This window comes from Providencia vermicola (assembly GCF_010748935.1).
Taxonomy (GTDB): Bacteria; Pseudomonadota; Gammaproteobacteria; order Enterobacterales; family Enterobacteriaceae; genus Providencia; species Providencia zhejiangensis.
On record NZ_CP048796.1, the window covers coordinates 1,210,033 to 1,235,390 of the forward strand.

Genomic DNA, 25,358 nt, shown 5'->3' on the forward strand with positions numbered 1-25,358 from the left:
TCCCCTAGCGGCCTCAAGTGAGGCCGCTAGTGTTTAATAAGGCGTGTATTTTATTCTTTTAATAGTGACTTTAGTGATTCTTTTAAAAATTGGCACTTTGTCCGACTAAGGTTTGTTGGTTACTACCTAAACGTAATTGCCCCGTGATAGCCAACTGATTCTCACCTTGTAATGAAAAATTCATCGCTTCAATTAACCCATTAATATCAATTCTATTTTGTGGACACATAAAACTGTCTTTACATTGATACCGATGACTTTCGAGCAAAATTGAACGCCCCATAAGTTTGGCATTTTCACTTAATTCAAAGTGACTTCCCTCACTATGCAAAGTTGTTGAACGGTATTTAGCACCTGAATGGAGTAAACCTTCACTAATAGACAAGTAAGCATTGCCTGAACTACTGAGATAGTTTTGAACTGCTGAGGTAATATTGACTGCATTTTGTAGTTTGATACGATCAGCAAACACATTAATTTTAGATAACTGTATAGGCACAGCCTGCTGCTGGCTGATGATGACTTGGCTACCTGGAGATACAGAGAATTTTAATTGCTTATAATCCTCAAGGGGTTTAGGGATAAGTTTATCTTGGTCTGTTTTATCTTTAATAAATTGCCTTTCGAAGTTACCTGCTATCAATGAAAGACTAGAAATATTACTTGCGGAGCCATTATGCCAAGTGATGCCATTAGGATTAGCAATCACAAGGTTGGCCGTTTTACCTTTAATCGCAATAACGCCTTGGATATTGGTCGCTTCACTTCCTGTCACTTCCGCAAGGATCATTTTAGCGGCCTTACCATCAAGAGTGCGATTATCTTGAATATCATTATTAAAAACTAAACCATGTTCATTAGAAGAGAGTGTTTCGAAGCTATTGAATGAAATATGGTTTTTAAGCGGGGCGGCAATATTGATCGTTTTAGCTTGGTTGATATCAAGAGTAGAAGCCGATAAGTGAGTATGGACAAACAATAATACAAATGATGATATTTGGACGGTTAATAATTTCATTGAGTGAAGCTCCTTGCAGTGAAAGATCCCTTTTACTGTTTGGTAGTATAGCTCCGTTTAACTCTTTCAGTTTGGCTAAAAAATAGAATGTTCTGTTAAAAAATAAAATATCACTTCACTTAAATAAGCATCATATTAAACTCAGCTTTTCTATGTTTTTCTATATCATTTTTTGACGCTACAGACGTAACTCACTTGGTTTATACATAATAAAAAGGGCCACATATACAGTGGCCCTTTACGATTTATTCTAACTGAAATGGTTATTCAGTTTTTGCTGGTGAATGACTATGTTCGATGTCTTCAGACTTATTCGAAAAGCGGCGACGGATCACCACGAAGAAGACTGGAACAAAGAAGATAGCTAATGAGGTTGCAGCGAACATACCACCCAGTACACCAGTACCTACCGAGTTCTGTGCCGCAGAACCTGCACCATTACTAAATACCAGAGGGATAACCCCAAGCATAAAGGCTAATGATGTCATCAGGATTGGACGTAAACGCATCTTAACCGCGTTAAGTGTCGCTTCGACTAACCCTTTACCTTCTTTTTCCATCAAGTCTTTGGCGAATTCAACAATCAAGATTGCGTTTTTCGCCGATAACCCAATGGTTGTTAACAGACCGACCTTGAAGTAAACATCGTTAGACAGTCCACGAACAGAAGTAAACAGTAATGCACCAATAATACCCAATGGTACGACTAACATGACTGAGAATGGTACAGACCAACTCTCATACAATGCCGCGAGACACAGGAAGACGACAATCAGTGAGATAGCGTACAAAGCAGGTGCTTGGTTACCTGATAAACGTTCCTGATATGACATCCCCGTCCACTCATAGCCAATACCTTTTGGTAGGTTTTCAGTGGTGAGTTTCTCCATCATCAGCATTGCGTCACCGGTACTTTGACCAGGTGCTGCTTGCCCTTGAATATTCATTGAAGGTACACCGTTATAACGCTCTAAACGTGGCGAACCATATTTCCAAGGGTCTTGGGATTCATCCAAGAAGGCCGAGAAAGGTACCATGTTTCCTTGGGCGTTACGAACATACAGTGCGCTAATGTCAGATGGCAACATACGGCTTTCTGCATCACCTTGTACATAAACTTTCTTAACACGACCGCGGTCGATAAAGTCGTTTACATAAGTACCACCAAATACGGAACTTAGCGTTGCGTTGATATCCGCGATAGCAACACCTTGAGCCTGTGCTTTTTGCTGGTCAATGTAGATTCGATACTGTGACGTATCATCCTGACCGTTCGGACGAACACCTTGCAAAATCTCAGGGTGCTGAGCTGCTAAGCCAAGTAATTGGTTACGTGCAGCCATTAAGGCATCATGCCCTAAGTTACCTTGGTCAACGAGCTCGAAGTCAAAACCGTTTGCAGTACCTAACTCAACAATAGCAGGTAGGTTAAAGGCATAGATCATGGCTTCTTGTTTCTGAGATAACGCTATGTTAGCACGCTGAACAATGGCTTCAACATGGTTTTCATCGCCTTTACGTTCACTCCAATTTTTCAGAACGACGAACGCTAGACCCATGTTTTGGCCTTGACCTGCGAAGCTGAAGCCACCAACGGTAAATACAGATTCAACGTTACGCTCTTCTTTGGTGTGGAAGTAAGTGTTAACTTCATCCAACACGGCTTGTGTTTGTTCTTGCGTTGATCCCGGTGGTAATTGAACCATCGCTAAGAATACCCCCTGGTCTTCTTCTGGTAAGAATGAAGATGGGAGACGAACAAACATTAATGCCATACCTGCCACTAAAATGAGATAGATGATCAGGTAACGGCCCGTACCATTGAGCATGCGGCTAACACTATCGGTATAGTGATGCGCTTGCTTTTCAAATGTACGGTTGAACCAACCAAAGAACCCTTTTTGGCTACCATGACTGCCTTTCTCAATTGGCTTCAACATAGTGGCACAAAGTGCAGGGGTCAGGATCATTGCAACGAATACGGACAGGATCATTGCCGAAACGATGGTTACTGAGAACTGACGGTAAATTGCCCCTGTTGACCCTCCAAAGAAAGCCATTGGGATAAATACCGCTGATAGCACCATCGCAATACCGACCAACGCGCCTTGAATTTGTCCCATGGACTTTTTAGTCGCTTCTTTTGGCGGTAGACCTTCTTCTTGCATAACACGCTCAACGTTTTCGACAACAACGATGGCGTCATCCACAAGAAGACCGATGGCAAGCACCATCGCAAACATGGTCAAGGTGTTTATCGAATAACCGAAAGCTGCCAAAACAGCAAACGTTCCAAGTAAAACCACGGGTACAGCAATTGTTGGGATTAATGTGGCTCGAATATTCTGCAAGAACAGATACATAACCACGATAACCAACATGATCGCTTCGACTAGCGTTTTAACTACTTCGTTAATCGAAATTTTAACGAAAGGCGTTGTATCATATGGATAAACAATTTCTAGTCCTTCAGGGAAGAACGGTTCCATATTCGCCAGTGCAGCACGAACGTTGTTAGCAGTATCTAGTGCGTTAGCGCCTGTTGCGAGTTTAATACCGATCCCCGCCGCAGGTTTACCATTAAAACGGGCAATAGTACTGTAGTTTTCAGCACCTAACTCAACCGTTGCAAGATCTTTTAAACGCACCTGAGAACCATCCTGATTAACACGTAACAGGATATTGGCAAACTCTTCAGGACTGTTTAAACGTGTTTGCGCGATGATTGAAACGTTCAAGCGTTGGCCATCAACTGGAGGTGTTCCCCCTAACTGACCTGCCGCAACTTGGTTGTTTTGCACTTTAATGGCATTGATAACATCATTTGTTGTCATGTTGTACTTCACGAGCTGTTCTGGTTTTAACCAGATACGCATCGCGTATTGCGTACCAAACAACTGGGTTTCCCCAACACCATTGACTCGGCTAAGTGGATCCTTAATGTTTGAACCTACATAGTCGGCAATATCATATTGCCCCATAGAGCCATCGGCAGAAACGAAACCAGCTACCATCAAGAATGAACTGGTAGATTTATCAACGCTGATACCTTGCTGCTGTACTTCTTGTGGTAGTAATGGCATTGCAAGTTGCAGTTTGTTTTGAACCTGAACCTGAGCAATATCACCATCAGTACCTGCTTCGAACGTCAGCATGATACTTGCAGAACCGGATGAATCACTGGTTGATGACATATACACCAAGTTATCGATACCATTCATGTTCTGTTCGATAACCTGAGTCACTGTGTTCTGTACCGTCGATGCATCTGCGCCCGGATAGTTTGCCGAAATAGAAACGGACGGCGGTGCAATAGTCGGGTACTGTGCCACAGGTAACTTGATAATTGCCAACAGACCAGCAAGCATAGTAATAATCGCGATTACCCATGCAAAAATTGGTCTATCTATAAAAAACTTAGGCATTAATCAACCGCTCCCTTACTTAGACTTTTGTTCAGGTTGAGCCTGATTGTCTATGGTTTGCGCTTCTAAATTAGCTTCCTTAGGAACGACAACAATACCGGGTTTGATTTTTTGTAGGCCAATCACAATCACGCGATCGCCATCCTTCAAGCCATCAGTCACCAGCCATTTGTTGCCTACAGCTTGTGCTGCTTTAACTTTTCTGACTTCAACTTTATTCTCGGCACCAACAACCATGACTTGAGCGTCACCTTGTGGCGTACGAGCTAAACCTTGCTGAGGAACCAGAATCGCTTTTTCCATAACACCATCTTCTAAGATAGCGCGCACAAACATTCCTGGCATAAGCTCTTTATTTGGGTTCGGGAATACTGCTCTCATCGTGATTGAACCTGTTGTCTCATCCACGGTGACATCAGAAAATTCCAGAGCTCCTTTTTGGGCATACTCTTGGCCATTATTAATGACTAAGCTAACAGGGGCTTTGCCCGGTTCTTTTTGGAGAGCACCTTTTTCTATCTCATTACGTAGGCGTAAGAAATCCTCACTGGATTGCGTAACGTCAACATAGATAGGGTCTAGCTGTTGAACTCGCATCAACTCAGTCGCTTGTCCTGAAGCAACTAATGCACCTTCTGTGACATTAGATTTGCCAGTACGACCGCTGATAGGCGCAGTAACTTTGGTATAGTTTAGGTTAATACGCGCAGTCTCAACGGCTGCTTCTGCTGCCTTAACGGCTGCTAAAGCTTGAGCATAAGTTGAGGTGGCCTGATCGTATTCTTGCTTACTAATATAATTAGTGCCTAGAAGTGGTTTGTAGCGTTTTACAGTCAAACCCGCTAAGTTTGCGTTAGCTTGCGCTTTAGCAAGTTCCGCTTTAGCACTATCAAAAGTGGCTTGGAAAGGCGCTGGATCTATCTGATATAAAGACGTTCCGGCCTCAACATCGCTACCTTCTTTGTAGTTACGTTTGAGTATAATGCCACTTACCTGTGGGCGAACTTCTGCAATACGATATGCAGACGTACGACCTGGTAATTCAGTCTTGATAGTCAGAGGTTCGGCTTTAAGCGTAACAATTCCTACTTCAGGCGCCGGGCGTTCACCGCCACCTTTCTGTTCATCGTTACAACCTGATAAAGCTAAGCCACCTGAAAGAACCAACAGAGCCAGAGGTAACACCCCTCTGTTTTTTCGCATAAGTTAACCTCAATTAATCAACATGAGTAAAAAACAATACAAGAAAATGGTAAACAATAAGATTTATCACTATGCTATAGTACAAACATACACGAATGTATGTAAATCAGCTTTGTATATAAACGAGTTACAATGGCACGAAAAACTAAACAACAGGCCGAAGAAACCCGTCAGGAAATTTTAGATGCTGCCATCAAAACCTTCTCTGAACGAGGTGTTTCGGCGACATCGTTAGCCGATATTGCAAAGGCCGCTGGTGTAACCCGCGGTGCGATATACTGGCACTTCAAAAATAAGGTCGATTTATTCCACCAAGCTTGTGAATTTAGTGATAGCCAGATATTACAGGCCGAAAACTATTATCGTCAGAAGTATAGTAATGATCCACTAGCAATTCTAAAAGAAATTTTAGTTTATATTTTGACAGATTTTATAGAAAGCCCTAAAAATCGCGCTTTAATGGATATTCTTTTCCATAAGTGTGAATTGGTAGGTGAAATGGCTGTTATTGTGGATTTAAAAAGAGAAAACTATATGGCGAGCCATTATCGTATTATTGAACATTTGCGTAGTTGTGTTGAACTAGGACAATTACCTGCGAACCTTGATTTAGAATGTGGTGCTATTATGGTACGAGCGATGATGGCGGGGCTATTGGAGAACTGGTTATTACAGCCTGATAGTTTTAATATACAAAAACGTACTGAAATGCTGGTAGAAACCATGTTAGACGCATTGAAATACAGTCCATCTTTACGGCTAAAGACAGAACAGCCAGAATAATTGGAGAGAGGTTATGTCATCAATTTTAATAATTGCTAATGGTGCTCCTTACGGTAACGAAACGTTATTTAACTCATTACGGTTAGCAATCACACTAAAAGAACAACATCCGCAAACCGAACTGAAGTTATTTTTAATGTCGGATGCCGTTACGGCGGGAATTAAAGCGCAAAAGCCAAAAGAAGGTTATAATATTCAGCAAATGTTAGAAATTTTGACTGCACAGCAGGTGCCAGTGAAATTATGCAAAACCTGTACCGATGCACGTGGCGTTAGTGAATTAGCCCTAGCAGATGGTGTCGAGATTGGTACATTAGTTGAGCTCGCTGCTTGGACATTAGAAGCAGAAAAAGTTCTAACGTTTTAATTAGGACTCAATGTGCTGTTAGTCTTTACTAGCAGCGCGCTTTATTTTATCTAAACAGAATCAAAAAACCTCTTATGGGTTCATCCATGCGGACACTGAAAAATCTAAGAGACTGGCAATTCAGGGTTATCTTTGTACTCTTTGCTTTCTTCTTTTCTTGCTATGCTAATGCTGCAATAAGTAATTCTCTTCCAAGCAAAAATGACATTCAAAATAAACTGAATGTATTGAGTAAAAAAAGTAACCAAAGTGCTGAAGATAAGCTGTCTATTGCTGATATTGAAAAGTCGCTTATTTTTTATGATGAGCTAAGTAAACTGGATAGTAAGTCGGATGAACTGCAAAAAAGTCTCGATAGGGCGAGTGATGATGCTAAACATGCGGTGAATGCATTACAACAACTTAAAAATAACAGTGAAGAAGAAACACGGAATTTTACCAATAGCATCAAGAATGCGTCACAAAAACAGTTAGAAGCTATGCTCAGTCATGCATTAGAACAATTACAAGCTGAGCAGAATGACCTTGCCAATTACAATAGCTATTTAATTACTTTGCAAACTCAGCCAGAAAGAGCGCAAGCGGTGATGCTGGAGAATGCTCGGCGATTACAAGAAATACGTAATGAGCTTAATAGTGTTTTTAATGAATCGACAAAACTACGAGATACACAAATTGAATTACTGCAAATAGAACAGAACTATTTACAGCAACAAAATGATTATCAAAAACGTGTGTTACAGGGCAACACCCAGTTGCAAGATGTATTACAAAAACAACGTGACTACACGATTTATTATATTGAACAGCTTGAAAACCGTATTCAATTACTACAATCCTATATAAGCAGTAAACGGCTTAATGATTCTGAAGCTACAGCGCGTGAGGCACAAACCTCCACGGATAATGAACTACAGTTAAAGCAAAATCCTATCATTCAAAAAGAATTAGCGATTAATAATGCGCTTAGCGAACGTTTGATCGAAGTGACTCAGAGTAATAATCTCATGGTACAAAATAGTATCCGTGTGAAAACTTGGCTTGAACGAGCAACGCAGTCTGAACGTAACTTGAAAGAACAAATCAATGTATTACGGGGTAGCTTATTGTTATCACGTATTCTGTTTCAACAACAAATTGATTTACCAGATGATATTTTAACTAAAAATTTGCCTAATACCATTGCGGATCTACGCCTTGAACAGTTTGATGTTAATCAGCAGCGTGATGCGTTATATCAAATGAATAATTACATCTTGAATCTGGAGAAACAATTAGCGGAAAAGTCAGGTGGGGAACAAGACAGTCGTTATTTGTTGTCGGATGAAGATAAACAAGCGTTAACTAAATTATTGGATGTAAGGCGTGAGCTATTAGATGAGCTTAATCTACAATTAGGTAATCAAATTTCTCAAGCGATTAATTTACAACTCGATCAAAATCAATTATTGAGTGTGATTAGTTCGCTAGAACACACTCTCGCACAACAAATCTTTTGGGTAAACAGTAATAAGCCGATCGACCTTACTTGGGTTAAAACGTTTCCAGAGGCGGCAACACAACAAATCAATAGTTTTGATTTTAGCTTATCAAAGGGCAATATTAAAAAGGGGATCACCAATTCATTATTCGTGGTAATCCCATTATTGGTATTGGCATTAGTGTTTATTTGGTTATACCGAAAAATCGCTGAACGTTTACAGCAAATCACTCAAAGCCTTTCCAGTTTAAGACAAGATAGTTTATTAAATACGCCATTTGCGCTATTACTTACGCTGTTGCAAACATTACCGACGGCTTTGGTATTACTGGCTATTGGCTATTGGTTTTTAAAAACAGGCAATGCTCAAGGTGAATTTGTGTGGGCGCTTTGCCAGCAATTAGCCATTTTTTGGGTGCTTTTTGAATTAACGTTAAGGGTATTAAAGCCAAGAGGGATAGCAGAAAAGCATTTTAGTATTGAGCCAAAACTTGCCGCACAAACTCGTCGCCGAGTCGCGCGTTTATCACTGCCATTGTTACCATTAATTTATTTTTCAACTTATGGCGTGATTAATCCTCTAAAAGTTTCTGAAGATGTGATTGGGCAGTTAATTGTTTTACTGTCACTACTGATGTTATTTATATTTACATTGCCATTTTGCAAACATATCTGGCAAGAAAAAGGCAGCCATTTAACTCGTTCTGTCGTGGTAACATTGCTCACGTTTTCTCCTCTAATCTTAATTGGTTTAATGATGGCGGGGTATTACTACACCACATTACGTCTGGCTAATCGTTGGTTAGATAGCCTGTATTTATTACTGCTTTGGTATATTACCTATAATGCGTGTTTGCGCAGCCTGACTCTAGTGGCTCGTAAACTGGCTTATCAACGTGCTATCGAACGTCGTAAGGCCCAGCATCAAGAAGAGAGTGAAAACGAACCCATCAAAGAACCGCCAATGACGATTGAATTAATCAGTCAACAGTCATTGCGTTTAACCACGATGGTATTATTTATCATTTTTGCTTTAGCTTTTTATGCAATCTGGTCTGATTTTATTACGATATTTTCATTTTTAGACAGTGTTGATTTATGGCATTACACCGCAACAACCGCTGAAGGTAGCAATACTTTACAATCAGTCACGCTAGCCAATTTAATCTTGGCGATGGTGATTATCGTTGTAGCATGGATTATGACACGTAACTTACCGGGCTTATTAGAGGTTTTAGTTCTGTCACGCTTAAAATTACGACAAGGTTCGACTTATGCCATCACCACGATTTTAACTTACATTATTGTCGGTATTGGTGCGATAACGTCATTGGGGATGCTCGGTATTACATGGAGTAAGCTTCAGTGGTTAGCCGCGGCATTAACAGTTGGTTTGGGGTTTGGCTTACAAGAAATTTTTGCGAACTTTGTTTCGGGGATTATCTTGTTATTCGAAAGGCCGATTCGTATCGGTGATACCGTAACGATTGGCAGTTATTCGGGAACGGTAAGTAAAATTCGTATTCGTGCAACCACTATCATTGATTTTGATCGCAAAGAAGTGATCATCCCGAATAAAGCGTTTGTGACTGAACGTCTCATTAACTGGTCACTTTCGGATACAGTGACGAGGATTACAGTAGCATTAGGTGTGGCTTACGGTTCTGATCTTGATAAAGTGAAGCAAGTGCTGTTAAGTGCTGCGACCTCAAATAGTAAGGTGATGACAGACCCTGCACCTGCGGTGTATTTCACTGGGTTTGGTGCGAGCACCCTTGACCATGAATTGCGTTTTTATGTTCGCCAAATAGGCGATAGAGGAACGACGAGTGATGAGGTGCATCGTGCAATAGATAAGTTGTGTCGTGAAAATGACATTAATATTGCATTTAACCAGTTAGAGGTTCACCTTCATAACGAGCGAGGTGACGAAATTCAAGAAATAAAACGTGACCCTAACGTAAAAAAAGATGATGGTAATTAATATGACTTAATTGCTCGATGAGCAGGTTGCTTCGGCAGCCTGTTTAGTGAGATAGTCATTTTTTACAATTTCAAGCGCTTTAAGTACCACGTCAGTTTCAACGTCTGAAGTTTCAAGTAAATAGATAAGATCAACGGCAAGCTGAGTTTCTTTGGGGGCATTTTTTAGAGAATCCATTCTGGCTCCTTAGTATCGACTTAGCGAGTTATCGTACGCATTTTTTTAGTAGCGACATTGATAGATATTAGTTTTTAATCGAAATAGGAGCAAGTTGATATTACGCAATGATAAAAAAATAATAAGAATAGCGACGAGAAATTAACGTGCCTTTGACATTTTATCGTGAAGGGGAGAGTTAAAATCTACAATAGTTTTTATAATTCTAATATGTGTAGTAAATAATAAAATAACCCGTCATTAATCGATTTGTGAAAATAGAGTAGCTGAGTAATATCATTTATATCAATGATATTGAAGTAGTTTATTGATTGTTATGGTATTACGTGCATGTTAGTATTATTACCTATTGGTAATGGTATAACTGGGTGATTTTGTGACGAAATTATCGGAAAGCCTCTATTTAACATTTTGTATCGTGCTAAGCTTTATTATCACTTATTATATTGCAGGTATTGATGCAACTTTATGGAGTTCACTGTCAGCGCTTCATGGTTATACGATATTTAATAAAGCGAATCGCTATAAAAATATTATTTATTCATTATTATGTTCATTATTTGTGTTTGTAGGGACGGCTCTTGGTTATTCTTTAGGCTTTAGTTACTTGTTCTTTATCGTATTATTTCTATCACCTTTTTTCTATTATCAACTTTATAATGTTGATTCCTCTTTAGAGATGTCGTTTAAGTACTTTATGATTTTCTTTATCATAGGGGCAACCTTAAATAAGTCGAGCTTCAACGGCTTGGTGATAGGTTTACTGATAGGAACGGTGGTGACACTTGCGTTCTGTTACGCTGTGAGCAAACGGAAAACAATTACGATTCACCAGATAAAGAAGTATATCTTTTTAAAAAGAGATAGAGTCACTGTTCCCTTAGTGGGACAATCATTGATCTACTCGACGGGCTTAATTTTTTGTGTTTTATCATCAAGAGCCATCAATATAGACCATTTTTTTTGGGCGCCATTAACCTTTATCTTTGTCTTAAATCCTAAATTAACAAATATCGTTAAATTAACGCGTGATAGGGTCATTGGAACACTGATTGTTGTTTTGATACTTTATTTGGCATTTAACTCATCTATCTTAATGCCATACATAGGTTTTACATTAATTCTCTTGTTTTCATTTTTAATCCCTATCAGTAATACAAAGAAAAATAATGTATTCGGGACAATTTGTTTGACTGGGTTAGTCTTGTCATTAATTGAAATGTCAATTTATCTGAATAATGTTGATTATCATTTATTGTCAGAAAGGATCATGGAAACATTCATTGGTGGCTTATTTGCGGTAGTATGCAGTTACTGCATAAAATTAATCATGAAGAATAAATCAATTTATTGAGGTCGCCTTACAATGGGAGCTGAGGCTACACCCATTAATAATTTAGTCCAAAAATTGGTTTTCTTGATGTTCTATGGCTTTTTCGATACGTATCAATGCTTGCCGGCAACGGTATAGCCTTCCCGCTAATGCTGCAATATCTTTTTGGCATTGGTGACGTTTTACGTGATCGGTCAGGCCATTGAGTTGCAATTCACGTTCACTGACCATGGCGAGTAATCGGCGTTCATAATCTTGATGCTGTGCCAACCGTTCATACAGATCGACGTGTTCTTTCTTTTCTTGAAAAGAGGTCTCTTTTTGGCGTAATGCTTGAGTAGACAGTTCTCGGGAAAGCGCTTGGATTTGATGCGTTATTTTCTCTGTCAGAAAGTTAACTTGTTCAATATGACCAAGTGACACACTGTGGGAAAGTTGTTGGTACAGTTTATTTAACTCTTTTTGGCAATCCCCTAGATGCGTTGATTTAGTGCTAAACAGTTGCGAATCAAAGCGGGAATGTGAAAATTCCTGATCAGCGATAGGTGCTATGCGGGTTTGCAATGCGTCAATTTGCGTTTTTAGCGCATCTAAAAGAGCCTGTATTTTCATTTTTCTTCTCGTTACTAGTGAAAAATCATGGAAAATTGATATGTAGCAATAAAACTTGTCGCAAATAAGCGGCTCCTTATTGCATTTTTATGGTACTTTAAATAGATTCTACCTTTTCGTGTTTACTATTGATTGGCACTTTATTATGACTGCTAGAGAGCAACAACTGCAATTGATTAAAGAAAGTATTGCAACTATCCCTGATTACCCAAAAGAAGGGGTATTATTCCGCGATATTACCACACTGTTAAATAACCCGGCAGCTTATCAAGCTACCATCGATTTGTTGGTTGAGCATTATAAAGATAAAGATGTCACCAAAATTGTAGGTACTGAAGCGCGCGGTTTTCTGTTTGGTGCACCAGTCGCGTTGCGCTTAGGCGTTGGTTTTGTTCCTGTACGTAAAAAAGGGAAACTACCTCGCGAAGTATTAAGTATGACCTATGATTTAGAATATGGCACTGACACGCTGGAGATCCATCGTGACAGTATTCAGCCTGAAGATAATGTATTAGTCATCGATGATCTACTTGCAACAGGCGGTACTGTTGAAGCAACAGTAAGAATGATCAAGCAACTAGGCGCGAACATTGTCGATGCCGCTTTTATTATCAGCCTACCGGATTTAGGCGGCGTAGAGCGCCTTGCTGCTGAGGGCGTTAACTCATTTAGTTTAGTTGAGTTCCCAGGCCACTAATCCTATTTTCCTCACTATTTTTATCACAGTCTCGCCGTAAGGGGCGAGGCTGTGGTAGCATGGTGCTATCACCGTGTTAAGAAACTGCATAATTCATGAGCTATCAGGTACTTGCCCGTAAGTGGCGCCCCCAAAAATTTTCAGATGTTGTCGGTCAACAGCATGTATTGACCGCATTAGCAAATGGTCTGGAACACCAGAGGCTTCATCACGCCTATCTTTTTTCTGGCACTCGTGGTGTCGGTAAAACGACAATTGCCCGTTTGTTTGCCAAAGGTCTTAATTGTGAAACGGGGATCACAGCAACACCTTGTGGAAAATGTACCAATTGCCAAGAGATCGAGCAGGGGCGTTTCGTCGATTTGATCGAAATCGATGCGGCATCGAGAACAAAAGTTGAAGATACGCGAGAATTATTAGACAACGTGCAGTATGCGCCGGCTCGCGGGCGTTTTAAAGTCTATCTTATTGATGAAGTGCATATGCTATCGCGCCATAGCTTTAATGCGTTATTAAAAACGCTAGAAGAGCCGCCTGAGCACGTTAAATTTTTACTGGCAACAACCGATCCACAAAAATTACCGGTGACGATTTTGTCGCGTTGTTTGCAGTTTCATTTAAAAGCGTTAGATGTCACTCAAATTAATGAGCAGCTTGAACATATTTTAAATGCAGAAGGCATTGAACATGATTCGCGCGCGCGCCAGCTCATTTCTCGCGCAGCTGATGGTAGTTTACGTGATGCGTTGAGTTTGACAGATCAAGCGATAGCGATGGGGCAAGGTCAGGTTACAGCAGATATTGTCAGTCAGATGTTAGGTACGCTTGATGATGAGCAGCCGCTTGCGATCATTGAAGCTTTGGTGCGTGCTGATGGTATTGCTGTCATGGAAGAAGTCGAGCATGCAGCAACCCGTGGCGCTGATTGGGAAAATCTTCTGGTAGAAATATTGTCATTGTTGCATCGCGTTGCCATGATCCAGCTATTACCCGCAGGAAAAGAAACGGATCCTTCATCGACGGAAGGGCGTCTCAGACAAATAGCGCGAATAATTTCTCCAGCAGATTTGCAATTATTTTATCAAACATTACTGATTGGTCGTCGAGACCTCCCTTACGCACCAGAACGCCGTATGGGCATTGAAATGGCTTTGTTACGTGCTTTGGCGTTTCACCCCAAAAGCATTATTGAAGAACCCGTAGCACAAACGGTGGCCGTACAGCCTGCTTCTGTGATGCCGACTCGCTCAGTTGCATCGAAACCAACACCGGCTTCATCATCGTTATCGGCAAATGCGCCGATAGCAGAAAATAGTCCTACCTTTCAATTATTAAAGGCTAAGGAAGCGCTACAGTCCTCACAAGATGAGGTATCTGACGGAAAAAAGAATAAACCGGCCGCGCCTGAAAAGGCTAAGCCGGCGATGTCAGCACTTGAGAGGCTGGCCGCGGTCACTAGCCAGCATCAAAAAAAGGGTGTTAACCAAACTGTTGACGCTAAAAAATCGACAAAACCAAAGCATTATCAGTGGCGGCCTCAGTTTGAAGAACCTCAAGCTAAAGAAACGATTACCACACCGACTGAAATAAAAGAGGCGTTAGAGTATGAAAAAACGCCTGAATTAGCGGCTAAGATTATTGAAGAAGGTCGAGAGCGGGATAGCTGGTCAGCAGAAATAGCGCAATTAAATATCCCTAAGCTAGTTGAACAATTAGCTTTGAATTCATATATAGAAAGAATCAGTGAGTCACAAATCGTTCTTCATTTGCGACCCGCGCAGCGTCATCTTAATAAGCCGTCGGCACATGACGCATTACAAAGTGCCTTGAGTGAACACTGCGGTCATCCTGTTGAACTAAACATCGTTCAAGATGATAATACCGAAGTGAAAACGCCGCTTGAATGGCGACAGGCGATTTATGAAGAAAAGCTGGCGCAAGCGCGTCAGTCAATTATTGCGGATAAAACGATTCAAAAACTACGCTCGATGTTTGATGCGCAGTTAGATGAAGAAAGTATTCGCCCCGTTTAACGCTACAGTCTCTATGAGCAAGCTGTGGCCTCAGTAGTGAGAGATAACTATGTTTGGTAAAGGTGGTTTGGGCAATCTAATGAAGCAAGCCCAACAAATGCAAGAAAAAATGCAAAAAGTTCAGGAAGAAATCGCCAATCTAGAAGCAACAGGCGAATCTGGCGCTGGTCTAGTCAAAGTTACCATCAACGGCTCACATAACTGCCGCCGTGTTGAGATAGATCCAAGTCTTCTTGAAGATGATAAAGATATGCTGGAAGATTTGATTGCCGCAGCATTTAATGATGCAGCTCGCCGTATTGAAGAAACGCAGAAAGAAAAAATGGCAAGTGTTTCAAGTGGCATGCAACTGCCACCAGGCTTTAAGATGCCATTCTAATGCAAACGAGTCCGCTTCTAGAGTCATTGATGGAAGCTTTGCGCTGTCTCCCTGGTGTTGGGCCAAAGTCAGCGCAACGTATGGCTTTTCATCTGCTTCAGCGTGATCGTAGTGGTGGCATGCGCCTTGCGCAGTCACTGACTCGAGCAATGTCAGAAATCGGTCACTGCCGTGATTGTCGTACTTTTACCGAACAGGATGTGTGTAATATCTGTGAAAATCCGCGTCGTCAACAGAACGGTTTGATTTGTGTGGTTGAAAGCCCTGCGGATATTTATGCTGTGGAACAAACGGGTCAATTTTCAGGGCGTTATTTTGTGCTGATGGGGCACTTATCACCGATTGATGGTATTGGCCCGATGGATATCGGACTGGATAGATTAGAAGAGCGGTTATCTTCTGAAACCATTACTGAAGTGATACTTGCGACTAACCCAACGGTAGAAGGTGAGGCAACAGCAAACTATATTGCGCAGATGTGTGCTCAATATGGCATTACTGCAAGCCGAATCGCACATGGCGTACCTGTTGGTGGTGAGCTGGAAATGGTCGATGGTACCACGTTATCTCACTCATTAGCGGGTAGGCAGCGCCTCTAGTAACAGGTAACATCTTAAGCTACGGGCGGTTGACTGGCTGTAGCTTTAATCACCGCAATGTCTTACCAGAAGCATCGCTTATTGTTTTTGTCGCAGTCCTTTCACATAATTCGAATCTCTTCGCTTTTTTATTCTTTAGTATCACTTAGTTATCCCCTTGAGTGACTTATCGTCGCTGAGTCTTCGCGGAGACATTTTTTCTTTCATGCGCTTGAATTTCTGTTTTTTGCCCCCAATTCAATCTCATCGATAAGTCAAAACTATCCCATTAGATTGATGATATAGAGGCATTAATGAGTATGAAAGGACAAGAAACTCGCGGGTTCCAATCTGAAGTCAAACAACTGCTCCAGTTGATGATCCACTCTCTTTACTCAAACAAAGAAATCTTTTTGCGTGAACTTATTTCAAACGCATCCGATGCGGCAGATAAACTGCGTTTTCGTGCACTTTCAAAACCTGAATTGTATGAAAATGATGGGGAACTGCGTGTTCGCATTAGCGCAAATAAAGAAGATGGGACACTCACAATTAGCGATAACGGTATTGGTATGAGCCGTGATGAAGTTATTGATAACTTAGGAACGATCGCTAAATCAGGCACTAAAGCCTTTTTAGAATCTCTGGGTGGTGACCAAGCAAAAGATAGTCAAATGATTGGTCAGTTTGGTGTTGGTTTCTATTCTGCTTTTATCGTTGCTGATAAAGTGACTGTTCGTAGCCGTGCTGCTGGTGCATCGGCAGACCAAGGCGTATTTTGGGAATCTGCTGGTGAAGGTGAATACACTATTGCCGACATTGAAAAAGCGGATCGTGGCACTGAAATCACGTTACATTTGCGTGAAGATGAAAAAGAGTTTTTAGATAACTGGCGTTTGCGTTCAGTTATCAGCAAATATTCAGACCATATTGCACTACCTGTAGAAATTGAAGTTAAAAATGAAGAAGATGGCACAATAACTTGGGAGAAAATCAACCAAGCTAAAGCGCTATGGACGCGTAATAAGTCTGAAATTTCTGATGAAGAGTATATCGAGTTTTACAAACACATCTCCCATGATTATGCGGATCCATTAACTTGGTCTCATAATCGTGTTGAAGGTAAGCAGGAGTACACTAGCTTATTGTATATACCTTCACAGGCGCCGTTTGATCTCTGGAATCGTGAGCAGCGCCATGGATTAAAACTGTATGTTCAGCGTGTGTTTATTATGGATGACGCTGAGCAGTTTATGCCAAATTATTTGCGCTTTGTGCGTGGGGTATTGGATTCAAACGATTTACCCCTCAACGTATCTCGCGAAATACTGCAAGATAGCGCATTAACTCGTAGCTTGCGTGGCGCATTAACCAAGCGTGTCCTGCAAATGCTAGATAAACTGGCGAAGAATGATGCGGAAAAATATCAGTCTTTCTGGCAGCAATTTGGTCTAGTGATGAAAGAAGGACCTGCGGAAGATATGAGCAATAGTGAAGCTATTGCGAAACTGCTACGTTTTGCATCAACACATAATGATAGCAACGTGCAGAATGTCTCTTTAGAAGACTATATTAGCCGTATGGTTGAAGGGCAGGAGAAAATCTATTACATCACGGCGGATAGCTATGCTGCGGCTAAGAGCAGCCCTCATTTAGAGCTGTTCCGTAAGAAAGGTATTGAGGTACTACTGCTTTCTGATCGCATTGATGAATGGATGATGAACTATTTATCCGAGTTTGATGGTAAGCCTTTCCAATCGGTTAGCAAAGCCGATGAGTCGCTGGATAAACTCGCAGATGAAGATAAAGCAGAGCAAGAAGAAGCCGATAAGCAATTAGAACCTTTTGTTGAGCGTGTGAAAACATTGTTGGCAGATCGCGTTAAAGAGGTCAAATTGACTCACCGTTTGACGGATACACCTGCGATTGTCACCACCGATGCCGATGAGATGAGCACACAAATGGCGAAGTTATTCGCTGCGGCAGGTCAAGCGGCTCCTGAAGTGAAATATAACTTTGAGCTTAATCCATCACATCCACTGGTTAAGAAAGCGTCAGAAGTGACGGATGATGCACTGTTTGCTGATTGGGTTAATGTTTTGTTAGACCAAGCTTTATTAGCTGAGCGCGGTACATTAGAAGATCCAAATTTATTCATTCGTAAAATCAACGAATTATTAATGAAATAATTCGCTAATTGATTTTCGTTTTTGAGCAAAAACCACGTTTTAGCCAGCGCTTTAGCGTGGTTTTTTTCTTTTACGAAAGAAGTAAAATGCGAAAACGTTTACGTGTCTTCTTGAGTAAAGCGCCATCCTAATGGTATGGTATCTTGTTTTCTTTTCAAATTATAAAAAACTAAATAGCAAGGGGTTTACGCAATGCGTATCATTCTGCTCGGTGCTCCAGGCGCCGGTAAGGGCACTCAAGCTCAATTTATTATGGAGAAATTTGGTATTCCACAAATTTCAACTGGCGACATGTTACGTGCAGCAGTTAAAGCAGGTAGTGAGCTAGGTTTAAAAGCAAAAGAGCTAATGGATAATGGTAAGTTAGTGACTGATGAATTAGTGATTGCATTAGTTAAAGAGCGCATCAAACAAGATGACTGCCGCAATGGCTTCTTGTTGGATGGGTTCCCGCGCACCATTCCTCAAGCTGATGCAATGAAGGAAGCCGGTATTGATGTTGATTTCGTATTAGAATTCGATGTACCTGATGAAATCATTGTTGAGCGTATTATTGGTCGCCGTGTGCATGCACCTTCAGGTCGTGTTTATCATGTGACATTCAACCCACCTAAAGTTGAAAATAAAGATGATGTCACAGGTGAAGAGCTCACTATTCGTAAAGATGACCAAGAAGATACCGTTCGTAAGCGTTTGGTTGAATATCATGATTTAACCGCACCTTTGGTCGCTTATTATCAAAAAGAAGCGGCTGCGGGTAACACTCAGTATTTCAAAATTGATGGAACTCGCAAAGTTTCTGAAGTGAGTGAAGAATTAGCAAAAATCCTCGGCTAATAAAGATGATAGCTATCAACAAAGGCAGCGATAATCGCTGCCTTTGCTTTTGTCGCATAAGAAGATAAATAAAGACTGCATTTTATGATATAAAGTTGGGAATAATTATCATTTAAGGAGTATCATTGTGTCAGAGAATAAATTCGGTATTTTATTGGTTAATCTAGGGACGCCTGATGCCCCAACGACTCCGGCAGTTAAACGTTATCTTGCAGAATTTTTGAGTGATGTCCGTGTTATTGATGTCTCTCGTGCGATTTGGAAACCTATTTTATATGGCATTGTATTGCCATTTCGTTCGCCTAAGGTTGCGAAACTCTATCAATCAATTTGGACCGAAGATGGTTCACCTTTACTCGCTTATACGTTAAAGCAGAAAGCTAAGTTAGCTGAATGTTTTCCTAATATACCAATAGAAGTTGGGATGAGTTATGGCTCACCGTCACTGAAAAGTGCAATTGACTCCTTGATGTGCCAAGGTGTGACCGAATTAATCGTACTTCCTTTATATCCTCAGTACTCCTGTTCGACGACAGCGGCTGTCTATGATGGTATTTCCGCGATTCTCAAGCAAATGCGTACAATTCCGTCGTTACATTTTATCCGTAGTTATGCGACGCATCCTGCCTATATTCAGGGCCTAGTCAACTCAATTGAGCAAAGCTTTGCTCAGCATGGTGAACCTGACCGACTGATTTTGTCGTTCCATGGTATTCCTAAACGTTATGCGGATACTGGCGATATTTATCCACAAGAGTGTGAAGCAACAACTCGTTTAGTTAAAGAGGCGTTGAATTTTCCAGCGGAACGTGTATTGATGACTTATCAATCTCGTTTTGGTCGTGAGCCTTGGTTAACGCCCTATACCGATGAGACAATGAATCAATTACCCTCACAAGGCGTAAAATCAGTTCAAGTGATTTGTCCCGGATTTTCTGCGGACTGTTTAGAAACACTAGAAGAAATTAGTGAACAAAATCAACACTTTTTCAAAAGCCAAGGGGGAGAATCCTATCATTATATACCCGCATTAAATGACAGTGAGGATAGTATTAACTTATTCAAAATCCTGATTAATGGTTTAATAAAAACAATTTAAAGTTTAAATTAATATTAAATATGGTGTTTATCGATATATCATAAATCGAGAAAACTATTATACTCACTGATATAAAGGGTTGATGCATTATTAATTTGGTACTTAACTGGAATTTATTATGAGCACTGATAGAGAATCACGGAATGATAAAACAGCAAGTGAGATGCAAATCTCGCAATTTAACTTACAGCAAAGCGATGAAGTTGATTTGATGGCTTTGTTTGCTGTTTTAATAAGAAATAAATTTATTATTATCGCTATCACTGTTGCTATTACGCTTATTAGTACTCTTGTGGTATCCCTGCTCCCCCAAAAATGGAGCAGTACAGCGGTTGTTGTTCCCCCATCTTCTGAAGAAATTAAAGATATTAATACACTCAGTGCGCAACTCAGTGTTCTTGATGTGAAAATTGATTTATCTGCACAACAAATTTTTAATGCATTTATTGAGCAGTATCGGTCAAAAGTTAATCAAGAAGCCTATGTTCGTAGCACGAACTACTTTCAAGAACTCGCCAAAAAAATTGATCCAGCGGATAAAGAAAATGGTGAGCAACGACTGGTAAATAACATTATTACCAACAGTATTCATATTACAGACCAGTCAAAAGAAAAAAATAGTACATCGAATGACATTATACTCACTTTCATTGCACCGACGCCTTCAGAAGCTCAAGATCTGTTGGCTGGCTATGTTCGCTATACAGCAACAAAAGTCAGGGAGCAATTTAAGCAAGATATTCAAAATGCGATAGCCCAACAGTTAGTCCGTGCAAATGAAACCTTTAAACAAGAGGTGACAAAAATTCGGACAGAATACGATGTTAAGGTGGAAAGATTAAAACGTGCCATTGATATCGCAAAAGCGGCGGGCGTTCGTAAGCCGATAGTGACGGATTCTGCCATCATTAGTGATGATCCTGATTATCCTATTGCGTTAGGAACTGAAGCGCTAGAGAAAAAATTAGCGATAGAGTTGCAGAACCGTGATATTGCAATGTTGAGTGAAGATTTACAAATTCGTCAACACTACATCAATAGCTTGTCAGAATTAAAGATTGATACTATCGACTTTTTACCTGCTAAATTCATTCTTGCACCTGATTTACCCGCTAAGAAAGATTCGCCAAAATCGACACTCATCATCGCATTGAGTGCTATCCTCGGCCTGATCTTGAGCAGCGCATACGTATTAACTCGCGAGCTATACCGCGATTATACAATGAAGACGGCGTCACATTCATAATCGATCACGATAAACATAAATTGTCACCTTGATCGCAGGTGCTGGTTTATGTTTATCATGCTAGAATAGCGGCATGTCTACTCGCTAATTTGTTCATTATGAAATTCCCCGGTCAACGTAAATCAAAGCATTATTTTCCTGTTAGTTTAAGAGATCCACTGTTACAACCTATCAAAGAGCGGATGGATGAGGGTGAAAACTGTCGATCCTATATCGTGGGTATCGATCAAACACTTGTCGATATTGAAGCCAAGGTCGATGATGCATTTATTGAACGCTATCAATTAAGCAAAGGGCATTCTTTAGTTATAGAAGATGATGTTGCAGAAGCGTTATATGCAGAGCTAACAAGTAATGCATTGATAACTCATGAGTTTGCAGGTGGAACCATCGGCAATACTTTGCATAATTACTCTGTGTTGGCGGATGATCGCTCTGTATTGTTAGGTACCATGTGTAATAACATTCAAATAGGTAGCTATTCTTATCGCTATTTATGCCACACATCGAGCCGAATGGATCTTAACTATTTACAAGGGGTTGATGGGCCTATAGGACGTTGCTTTACACTGATTGCAGAAAATGGTGAACGAACTTTTGCGATTAGCCCTGGGCATATGAATCGACTTCGTCCTGACAGTATTCCAGAAGAGATTATTGCTGGTGCATCGGCCTTGGTACTTACTGCGTATTTAGTGCGTTGTAAACCGGGTGAAACCATGCCCGAGGCTACGATGCAAGCTATCAGCTATGCTAAGAAGCATAATGTTCCTGTGGTATTAACGCTTGGAACTAAGTTTGTTATAGCCCAAGACCCTCAATTTTGGCGTGATTTCCTCGCTGAACATGTTTCTGTCGTGGCGATGAATGAAGATGAAGCATTGGAGTTGACGGGCTTTAATGATCCACTGTTAGCATCGGATATGGCCCTTAATTGGGTTGATCTTGTGTTGTGCACGGCGGGGCCTTCAGGCCTTTATATGGCTGGCTATACGGAAGAAGCATTTAAACGCACTACACAGCATCCTCTGTTGCTGGGGGCGATCCCTGAATTTAACCTCTATGAATTTAGCCGAGCTATGCGCCGGCAAGATTGTGAAGTTCCTATGCGTATCTATTCCCATATAGAACCTTATATGGGTGGCCCAGAAAAAATTATGAATACCAATGGGGCCGGTGACGGCGCTTTATCGGCGTTGTTACATGATATCACTGCGAATTCATACCATCGTATGAACGTACCGAATTCCAGTAAACATGCGCGTCAGTATCTGACTTACTCTTCATTAGCCCAAGTATGCAAATATGCGAATCGGGTGAGTTATCAAGTGCTAACTCAGCATTCACCGCGTTTAACCCGTGGTTTACCTGAAAAAGAAGACAGTCTAGAAGAGTCATATTGGGAACGCTAGTTGTTGGTTTTTTCTTAAATAGCGTCAGATAGCACCTCATTGTTGATAATAAAACAGTGGGGTGTTTTTTTAGATAGTGAAGAAAAAACCCCCCACACAGTGGGGGAAGTAGGACACAAAAAATATCATCAATAATGGTTTAGGCGAAATGGAGTATAGCGCCTTATAGGGGCTAAAAAGTGGAGGAAATATGAATCCATTTATTGTTAATTGTTCTATTTTAGACTAATAAACAGATAAAAATGTTATTACGATATTATTGCAAGGAACGGGTAAGCCATATCAAATTGAATTTAAGGTTTTTTGAGTGTCGTGGGCATAGATTGGTTAATCACGATGAATAACCGATATGACGTCTTACATCTTGCTTAGAGAAAGGGATATTTGATTCGCAGACGATGGAAGCGCTTAATGTTGTTTTGGTATGAAATTAGCGCCTAAAAGAAAGGGAAGTTTGCACTTCCCTTGAGGTTGTTGACAAAGCGGGATAAAAGCGTGGTTTTTCCCACTTTGTGTTATCAGCCGAAAATCAATAAATTGATTTCCCTCTCTTATTTTCAAAACCTATTCGACTTTCCGCCAAACATCATATGTTTGGCGGCAGTCTGAAGGGAAGTTTGCACTTCCCTTTAACATTATTTTAGTGAGATGGTTTTAGATACTCATCGAGGTTTTTGCCTTCAGTATCTTTTGATAATGGTTCATCATCAATTGAACAGCCATACTCGGTCACGTCGTTACACATAAAAGTCGCCATGGCTTTAGCAATTTCATGTTCACCAATGATGATATGGTCGGCCCCACGTTCTTTAATGAAGCTAACTTCATCATCATAGTGAGCACGGACGATCACGGTAATATTCGGGTTCAACTCTTTTGCATGAGTCACGATTTCACCAGCCTCGTAGCCATTTGGAATCGTGAGTAGCAAAGTTTTCGCACACTCAATGCGAGCAAGGCTAATAATGTCTTTATTCGCACCATTACCTAGGATAGCGCTAAACCCGTTTTCAGCCAGCTCTTCAAACTTAGCTCGAGTGTCTTCCACGACGACTAATGGAATATCACGACGGCGCAGTTTATCAGCTAACATACCACCAACACGCCCGTAGCCGACAATGATGGCATGACCACAAATATCGACAGGAATTTGGGTTTCTTCTTCCAATGTCTCTTCGAGTAGTTGTTCCTCGATAGTCTCGGTTTTTTCTAAGTACTTATCGAGTAAACTAAAGAGTACAGGATTAAGCATAATTGAAACTATCGCACCTGCTAACACTAAGTTTTGTGCTTCTTTGTCCATGACACCAAGTGCCATTCCCATGCCTGCTAAAATAAAGGCAAACTCACCAATTTGCGCCAAGCTAACAGAGATGGTTAATGCCGTTCGCCTTGAATGGCCAAATAGGCGAACAAGGATTAATGCGGCCGCAGATTTACCGACGATAATAATCGCGAGAACACCAATCACACCTAATGGATGGTCAATCAGTACGACAGGGTCGAACAGCATCCCAACGGAAACAAAGAAGAGTACAGCAAACGCGTCTCTTAGCGGGAGCGTATCCTGTGCTGCACGGTGGCTAAGTTCTGATTCATTTAACACCATACCCGCAAAGAAAGCACCGAGTGCAAATGATGCATCAAATAATGCAACAGCAGCATAGGCGATACCCAGTGCAAGAGCGAGCACAGCAAGTGTAAATAATTCACGAGAACCTGTGGATGCGGTACGTGATAAAATCCAAGGGATCACACGACGACCAATAACTATCATAATGATAATAAAGGCGACCACTTTCCCCACAGTCCATGCAAGTCCGATAAGTAACTCACTAAAGCTCGCTTGCTCAGAATTCATAATTGCAGCAGCAGCGGGTAATAGAACTAGCGTCAGAACCATCGCGAGGTCTTCAACAATTAACCAACCGATAGCAATCTGGCCTCGTTGGCTTTCAATCAGTTGCCGTTCTTCTAAGGCACGAAGTAATACAACCGTACTTGCTGTTGATAAACAGAGGCCAAAAACGATACCTGAAAAGGTTCCCCAGCCAAATAGCATGGAAAGGCCTAAACCTAAAAGAGTGGCGACTGCAATTTGTGCAATCGCTCCGGGAATGGCGATGGCTTTAACGGCTAAGAGATCTTTTAGTGAAAAATGTAGCCCGACACCAAACATCAAAAGGATAACACCAATTTCAGCTAGTTCTGGCGCAAGCGTTGTATCGGCAACAAAACCCGGAGTAAAAGGACCGGCTAAAACACCCGCCGCAAGATAGCCCACCAAAGGGGAAATTTTTAATCGCTGAGCGATCATACCTAACAAATATGCAAGGGCGAGACCACCAACAATGGTTGTGATTAAGGGCGTAGAATGCTCCATTTAGTCTCCTTTGATTGATTTGAATTTTTAGGAATCAAGTTCCCATATTTTGGAATGCACTTTGCATATAATTCTATTTTATCGTTATTTGAGAAAAATTTCCTTAAAAAATTTAAATGTTTT

The 25,358-nt window shown here is 40.9% G+C and carries 19 protein-coding genes; 13 read left to right on the forward strand and 6 right to left on the reverse strand.

Annotated elements, in window-relative coordinates:
* Window positions 1–82: 82 nt before the first annotated feature.
* The 3 genes from G3341_RS05195 to G3341_RS05205 all read right to left on the reverse strand — a co-directional run bounded on the left by G3341_RS05195 (window position 83) and on the right by G3341_RS05205 (window position 5,646).
* Entirely contained in the window at window positions 83–1,018 is a 936-nt protein-coding gene (locus G3341_RS05195; protein ID WP_163860835.1) for a filamentous hemagglutinin N-terminal domain-containing protein, read from the reverse strand.
* Between the two features lie 263 nt (window positions 1,019–1,281).
* Window positions 1,282–4,443 carry an efflux RND transporter permease subunit gene (locus G3341_RS05200; RefSeq protein WP_154623397.1) on the reverse strand — a complete coding sequence of 1,054 codons (3,162 nt, stop codon included), beginning with the start codon at window positions 4,441–4,443 and terminating at the stop codon, window positions 1,282–1,284.
* 15 nt (window positions 4,444–4,458) lie between these two features.
* Entirely contained in the window at window positions 4,459–5,646 is a 1,188-nt protein-coding gene (locus G3341_RS05205; RefSeq protein WP_154623396.1) for an efflux RND transporter periplasmic adaptor subunit, read from the reverse strand.
* Window positions 5,647–5,778: 132 nt separating this feature from the next.
* Between G3341_RS05205 and acrR the strand changes: the two genes are divergently transcribed.
* The 3 genes from acrR to mscK all read left to right on the forward strand — a co-directional run bounded on the left by acrR (window position 5,779) and on the right by mscK (window position 10,260).
* Window positions 5,779–6,429, forward strand: a complete 651-nt coding sequence (gene acrR / locus G3341_RS05210; RefSeq protein WP_154623395.1) for a multidrug efflux transporter transcriptional repressor AcrR — start codon at window positions 5,779–5,781, stop codon at window positions 6,427–6,429.
* A 13-nt stretch (window positions 6,430–6,442) separates the two neighbouring features.
* Entirely contained in the window at window positions 6,443–6,796 is a 354-nt protein-coding gene (locus G3341_RS05215) for a DsrE/DsrF/TusD sulfur relay family protein (protein ID WP_154623394.1), read from the forward strand.
* Window positions 6,797–6,882: 86 nt separating this feature from the next.
* A complete protein-coding gene (gene mscK, locus G3341_RS05220) occupies window positions 6,883–10,260 on the forward strand; it encodes a mechanosensitive channel MscK (protein ID WP_195848165.1) in 3,378 nt (1,125 codons plus the stop codon).
* A 6-nt stretch (window positions 10,261–10,266) separates the two neighbouring features.
* Here mscK and G3341_RS05225 read toward each other — a convergent pair whose 3' ends face one another.
* On the reverse strand, window positions 10,267–10,437 hold the full coding sequence (locus G3341_RS05225) for a YbaM family protein (RefSeq protein ID WP_154623392.1): 171 nt from the start codon (window positions 10,435–10,437) through the stop codon (window positions 10,267–10,269).
* A 376-nt stretch (window positions 10,438–10,813) separates the two neighbouring features.
* Here G3341_RS05225 and G3341_RS05230 point away from each other — a divergent pair, with 376 nt between their 5' ends.
* Window positions 10,814–11,791, forward strand: a complete 978-nt coding sequence (locus G3341_RS05230; protein ID WP_163860836.1) for an FUSC family protein — start codon at window positions 10,814–10,816, stop codon at window positions 11,789–11,791.
* 42 nt (window positions 11,792–11,833) lie between these two features.
* Here G3341_RS05230 and priC read toward each other — a convergent pair whose 3' ends face one another.
* Complete coding sequence (gene priC, locus G3341_RS05235) at window positions 11,834–12,382, reverse strand: primosomal replication protein PriC (protein ID WP_154623582.1); 549 nt, start codon at window positions 12,380–12,382, stop codon at window positions 11,834–11,836.
* A gap of 145 nt (window positions 12,383–12,527) precedes the next feature.
* On the opposite strand from priC, the gene apt reads away from it, so the two are divergent.
* From apt to G3341_RS05280, 9 genes are all read left to right on the forward strand, one after another.
* Window positions 12,528–13,079, forward strand: a complete 552-nt coding sequence (apt, locus tag G3341_RS05240) for an adenine phosphoribosyltransferase (protein ID WP_154623581.1) — start codon at window positions 12,528–12,530, stop codon at window positions 13,077–13,079.
* Window positions 13,080–13,174: 95 nt separating this feature from the next.
* Complete coding sequence (gene dnaX, locus G3341_RS05245) at window positions 13,175–15,112, forward strand: DNA polymerase III subunit gamma/tau (RefSeq protein ID WP_163860837.1); 1,938 nt, start codon at window positions 13,175–13,177, stop codon at window positions 15,110–15,112.
* Window positions 15,113–15,161: 49 nt separating this feature from the next.
* A complete protein-coding gene (locus G3341_RS05250) occupies window positions 15,162–15,491 on the forward strand; it encodes a YbaB/EbfC family nucleoid-associated protein (protein WP_154623579.1) in 330 nt (109 codons plus the stop codon).
* Window positions 15,491–16,090: a recombination mediator RecR gene (gene recR, locus G3341_RS05255; RefSeq protein ID WP_154623578.1), complete on the forward strand. Its 600-nt coding sequence runs from the start codon at window positions 15,491–15,493 to the stop codon at window positions 16,088–16,090. Before G3341_RS05250 ends, recR begins: the two co-directional genes overlap by 1 nt.
* A 293-nt stretch (window positions 16,091–16,383) precedes the next feature.
* A complete protein-coding gene (gene htpG / locus G3341_RS05260; protein ID WP_154623577.1) occupies window positions 16,384–18,258 on the forward strand; it encodes a molecular chaperone HtpG in 1,875 nt (624 codons plus the stop codon).
* 192 nt (window positions 18,259–18,450) lie between these two features.
* Window positions 18,451–19,095, forward strand: a complete 645-nt coding sequence (gene adk / locus G3341_RS05265; RefSeq protein ID WP_154623576.1) for an adenylate kinase — start codon at window positions 18,451–18,453, stop codon at window positions 19,093–19,095.
* Between the two features lie 127 nt (window positions 19,096–19,222).
* On the forward strand, window positions 19,223–20,194 hold the full coding sequence (hemH, locus tag G3341_RS05270) for a ferrochelatase (protein WP_163860838.1): 972 nt from the start codon (window positions 19,223–19,225) through the stop codon (window positions 20,192–20,194).
* Between the two features lie 118 nt (window positions 20,195–20,312).
* Entirely contained in the window at window positions 20,313–21,440 is a 1,128-nt protein-coding gene (gene wzz(fepE), locus G3341_RS05275; RefSeq protein WP_154624233.1) for an LPS O-antigen length regulator Wzz(fepE), read from the forward strand.
* 98 nt (window positions 21,441–21,538) lie between these two features.
* Window positions 21,539–22,852 (forward strand): inosine/guanosine kinase, encoded by a 1,314-nt coding sequence (locus G3341_RS05280; RefSeq protein ID WP_163863500.1) that lies wholly within the window; start codon window positions 21,539–21,541, stop codon window positions 22,850–22,852.
* A gap of 640 nt (window positions 22,853–23,492) precedes the next feature.
* On the opposite strand, the gene ybaL is transcribed toward G3341_RS05280, so the two are convergent.
* Window positions 23,493–25,235, reverse strand: a complete 1,743-nt coding sequence (ybaL, locus tag G3341_RS05285; protein ID WP_154635641.1) for a YbaL family putative K(+) efflux transporter — start codon at window positions 25,233–25,235, stop codon at window positions 23,493–23,495.
* Between the last annotated feature and the right edge of the window lie 123 nt (window positions 25,236–25,358).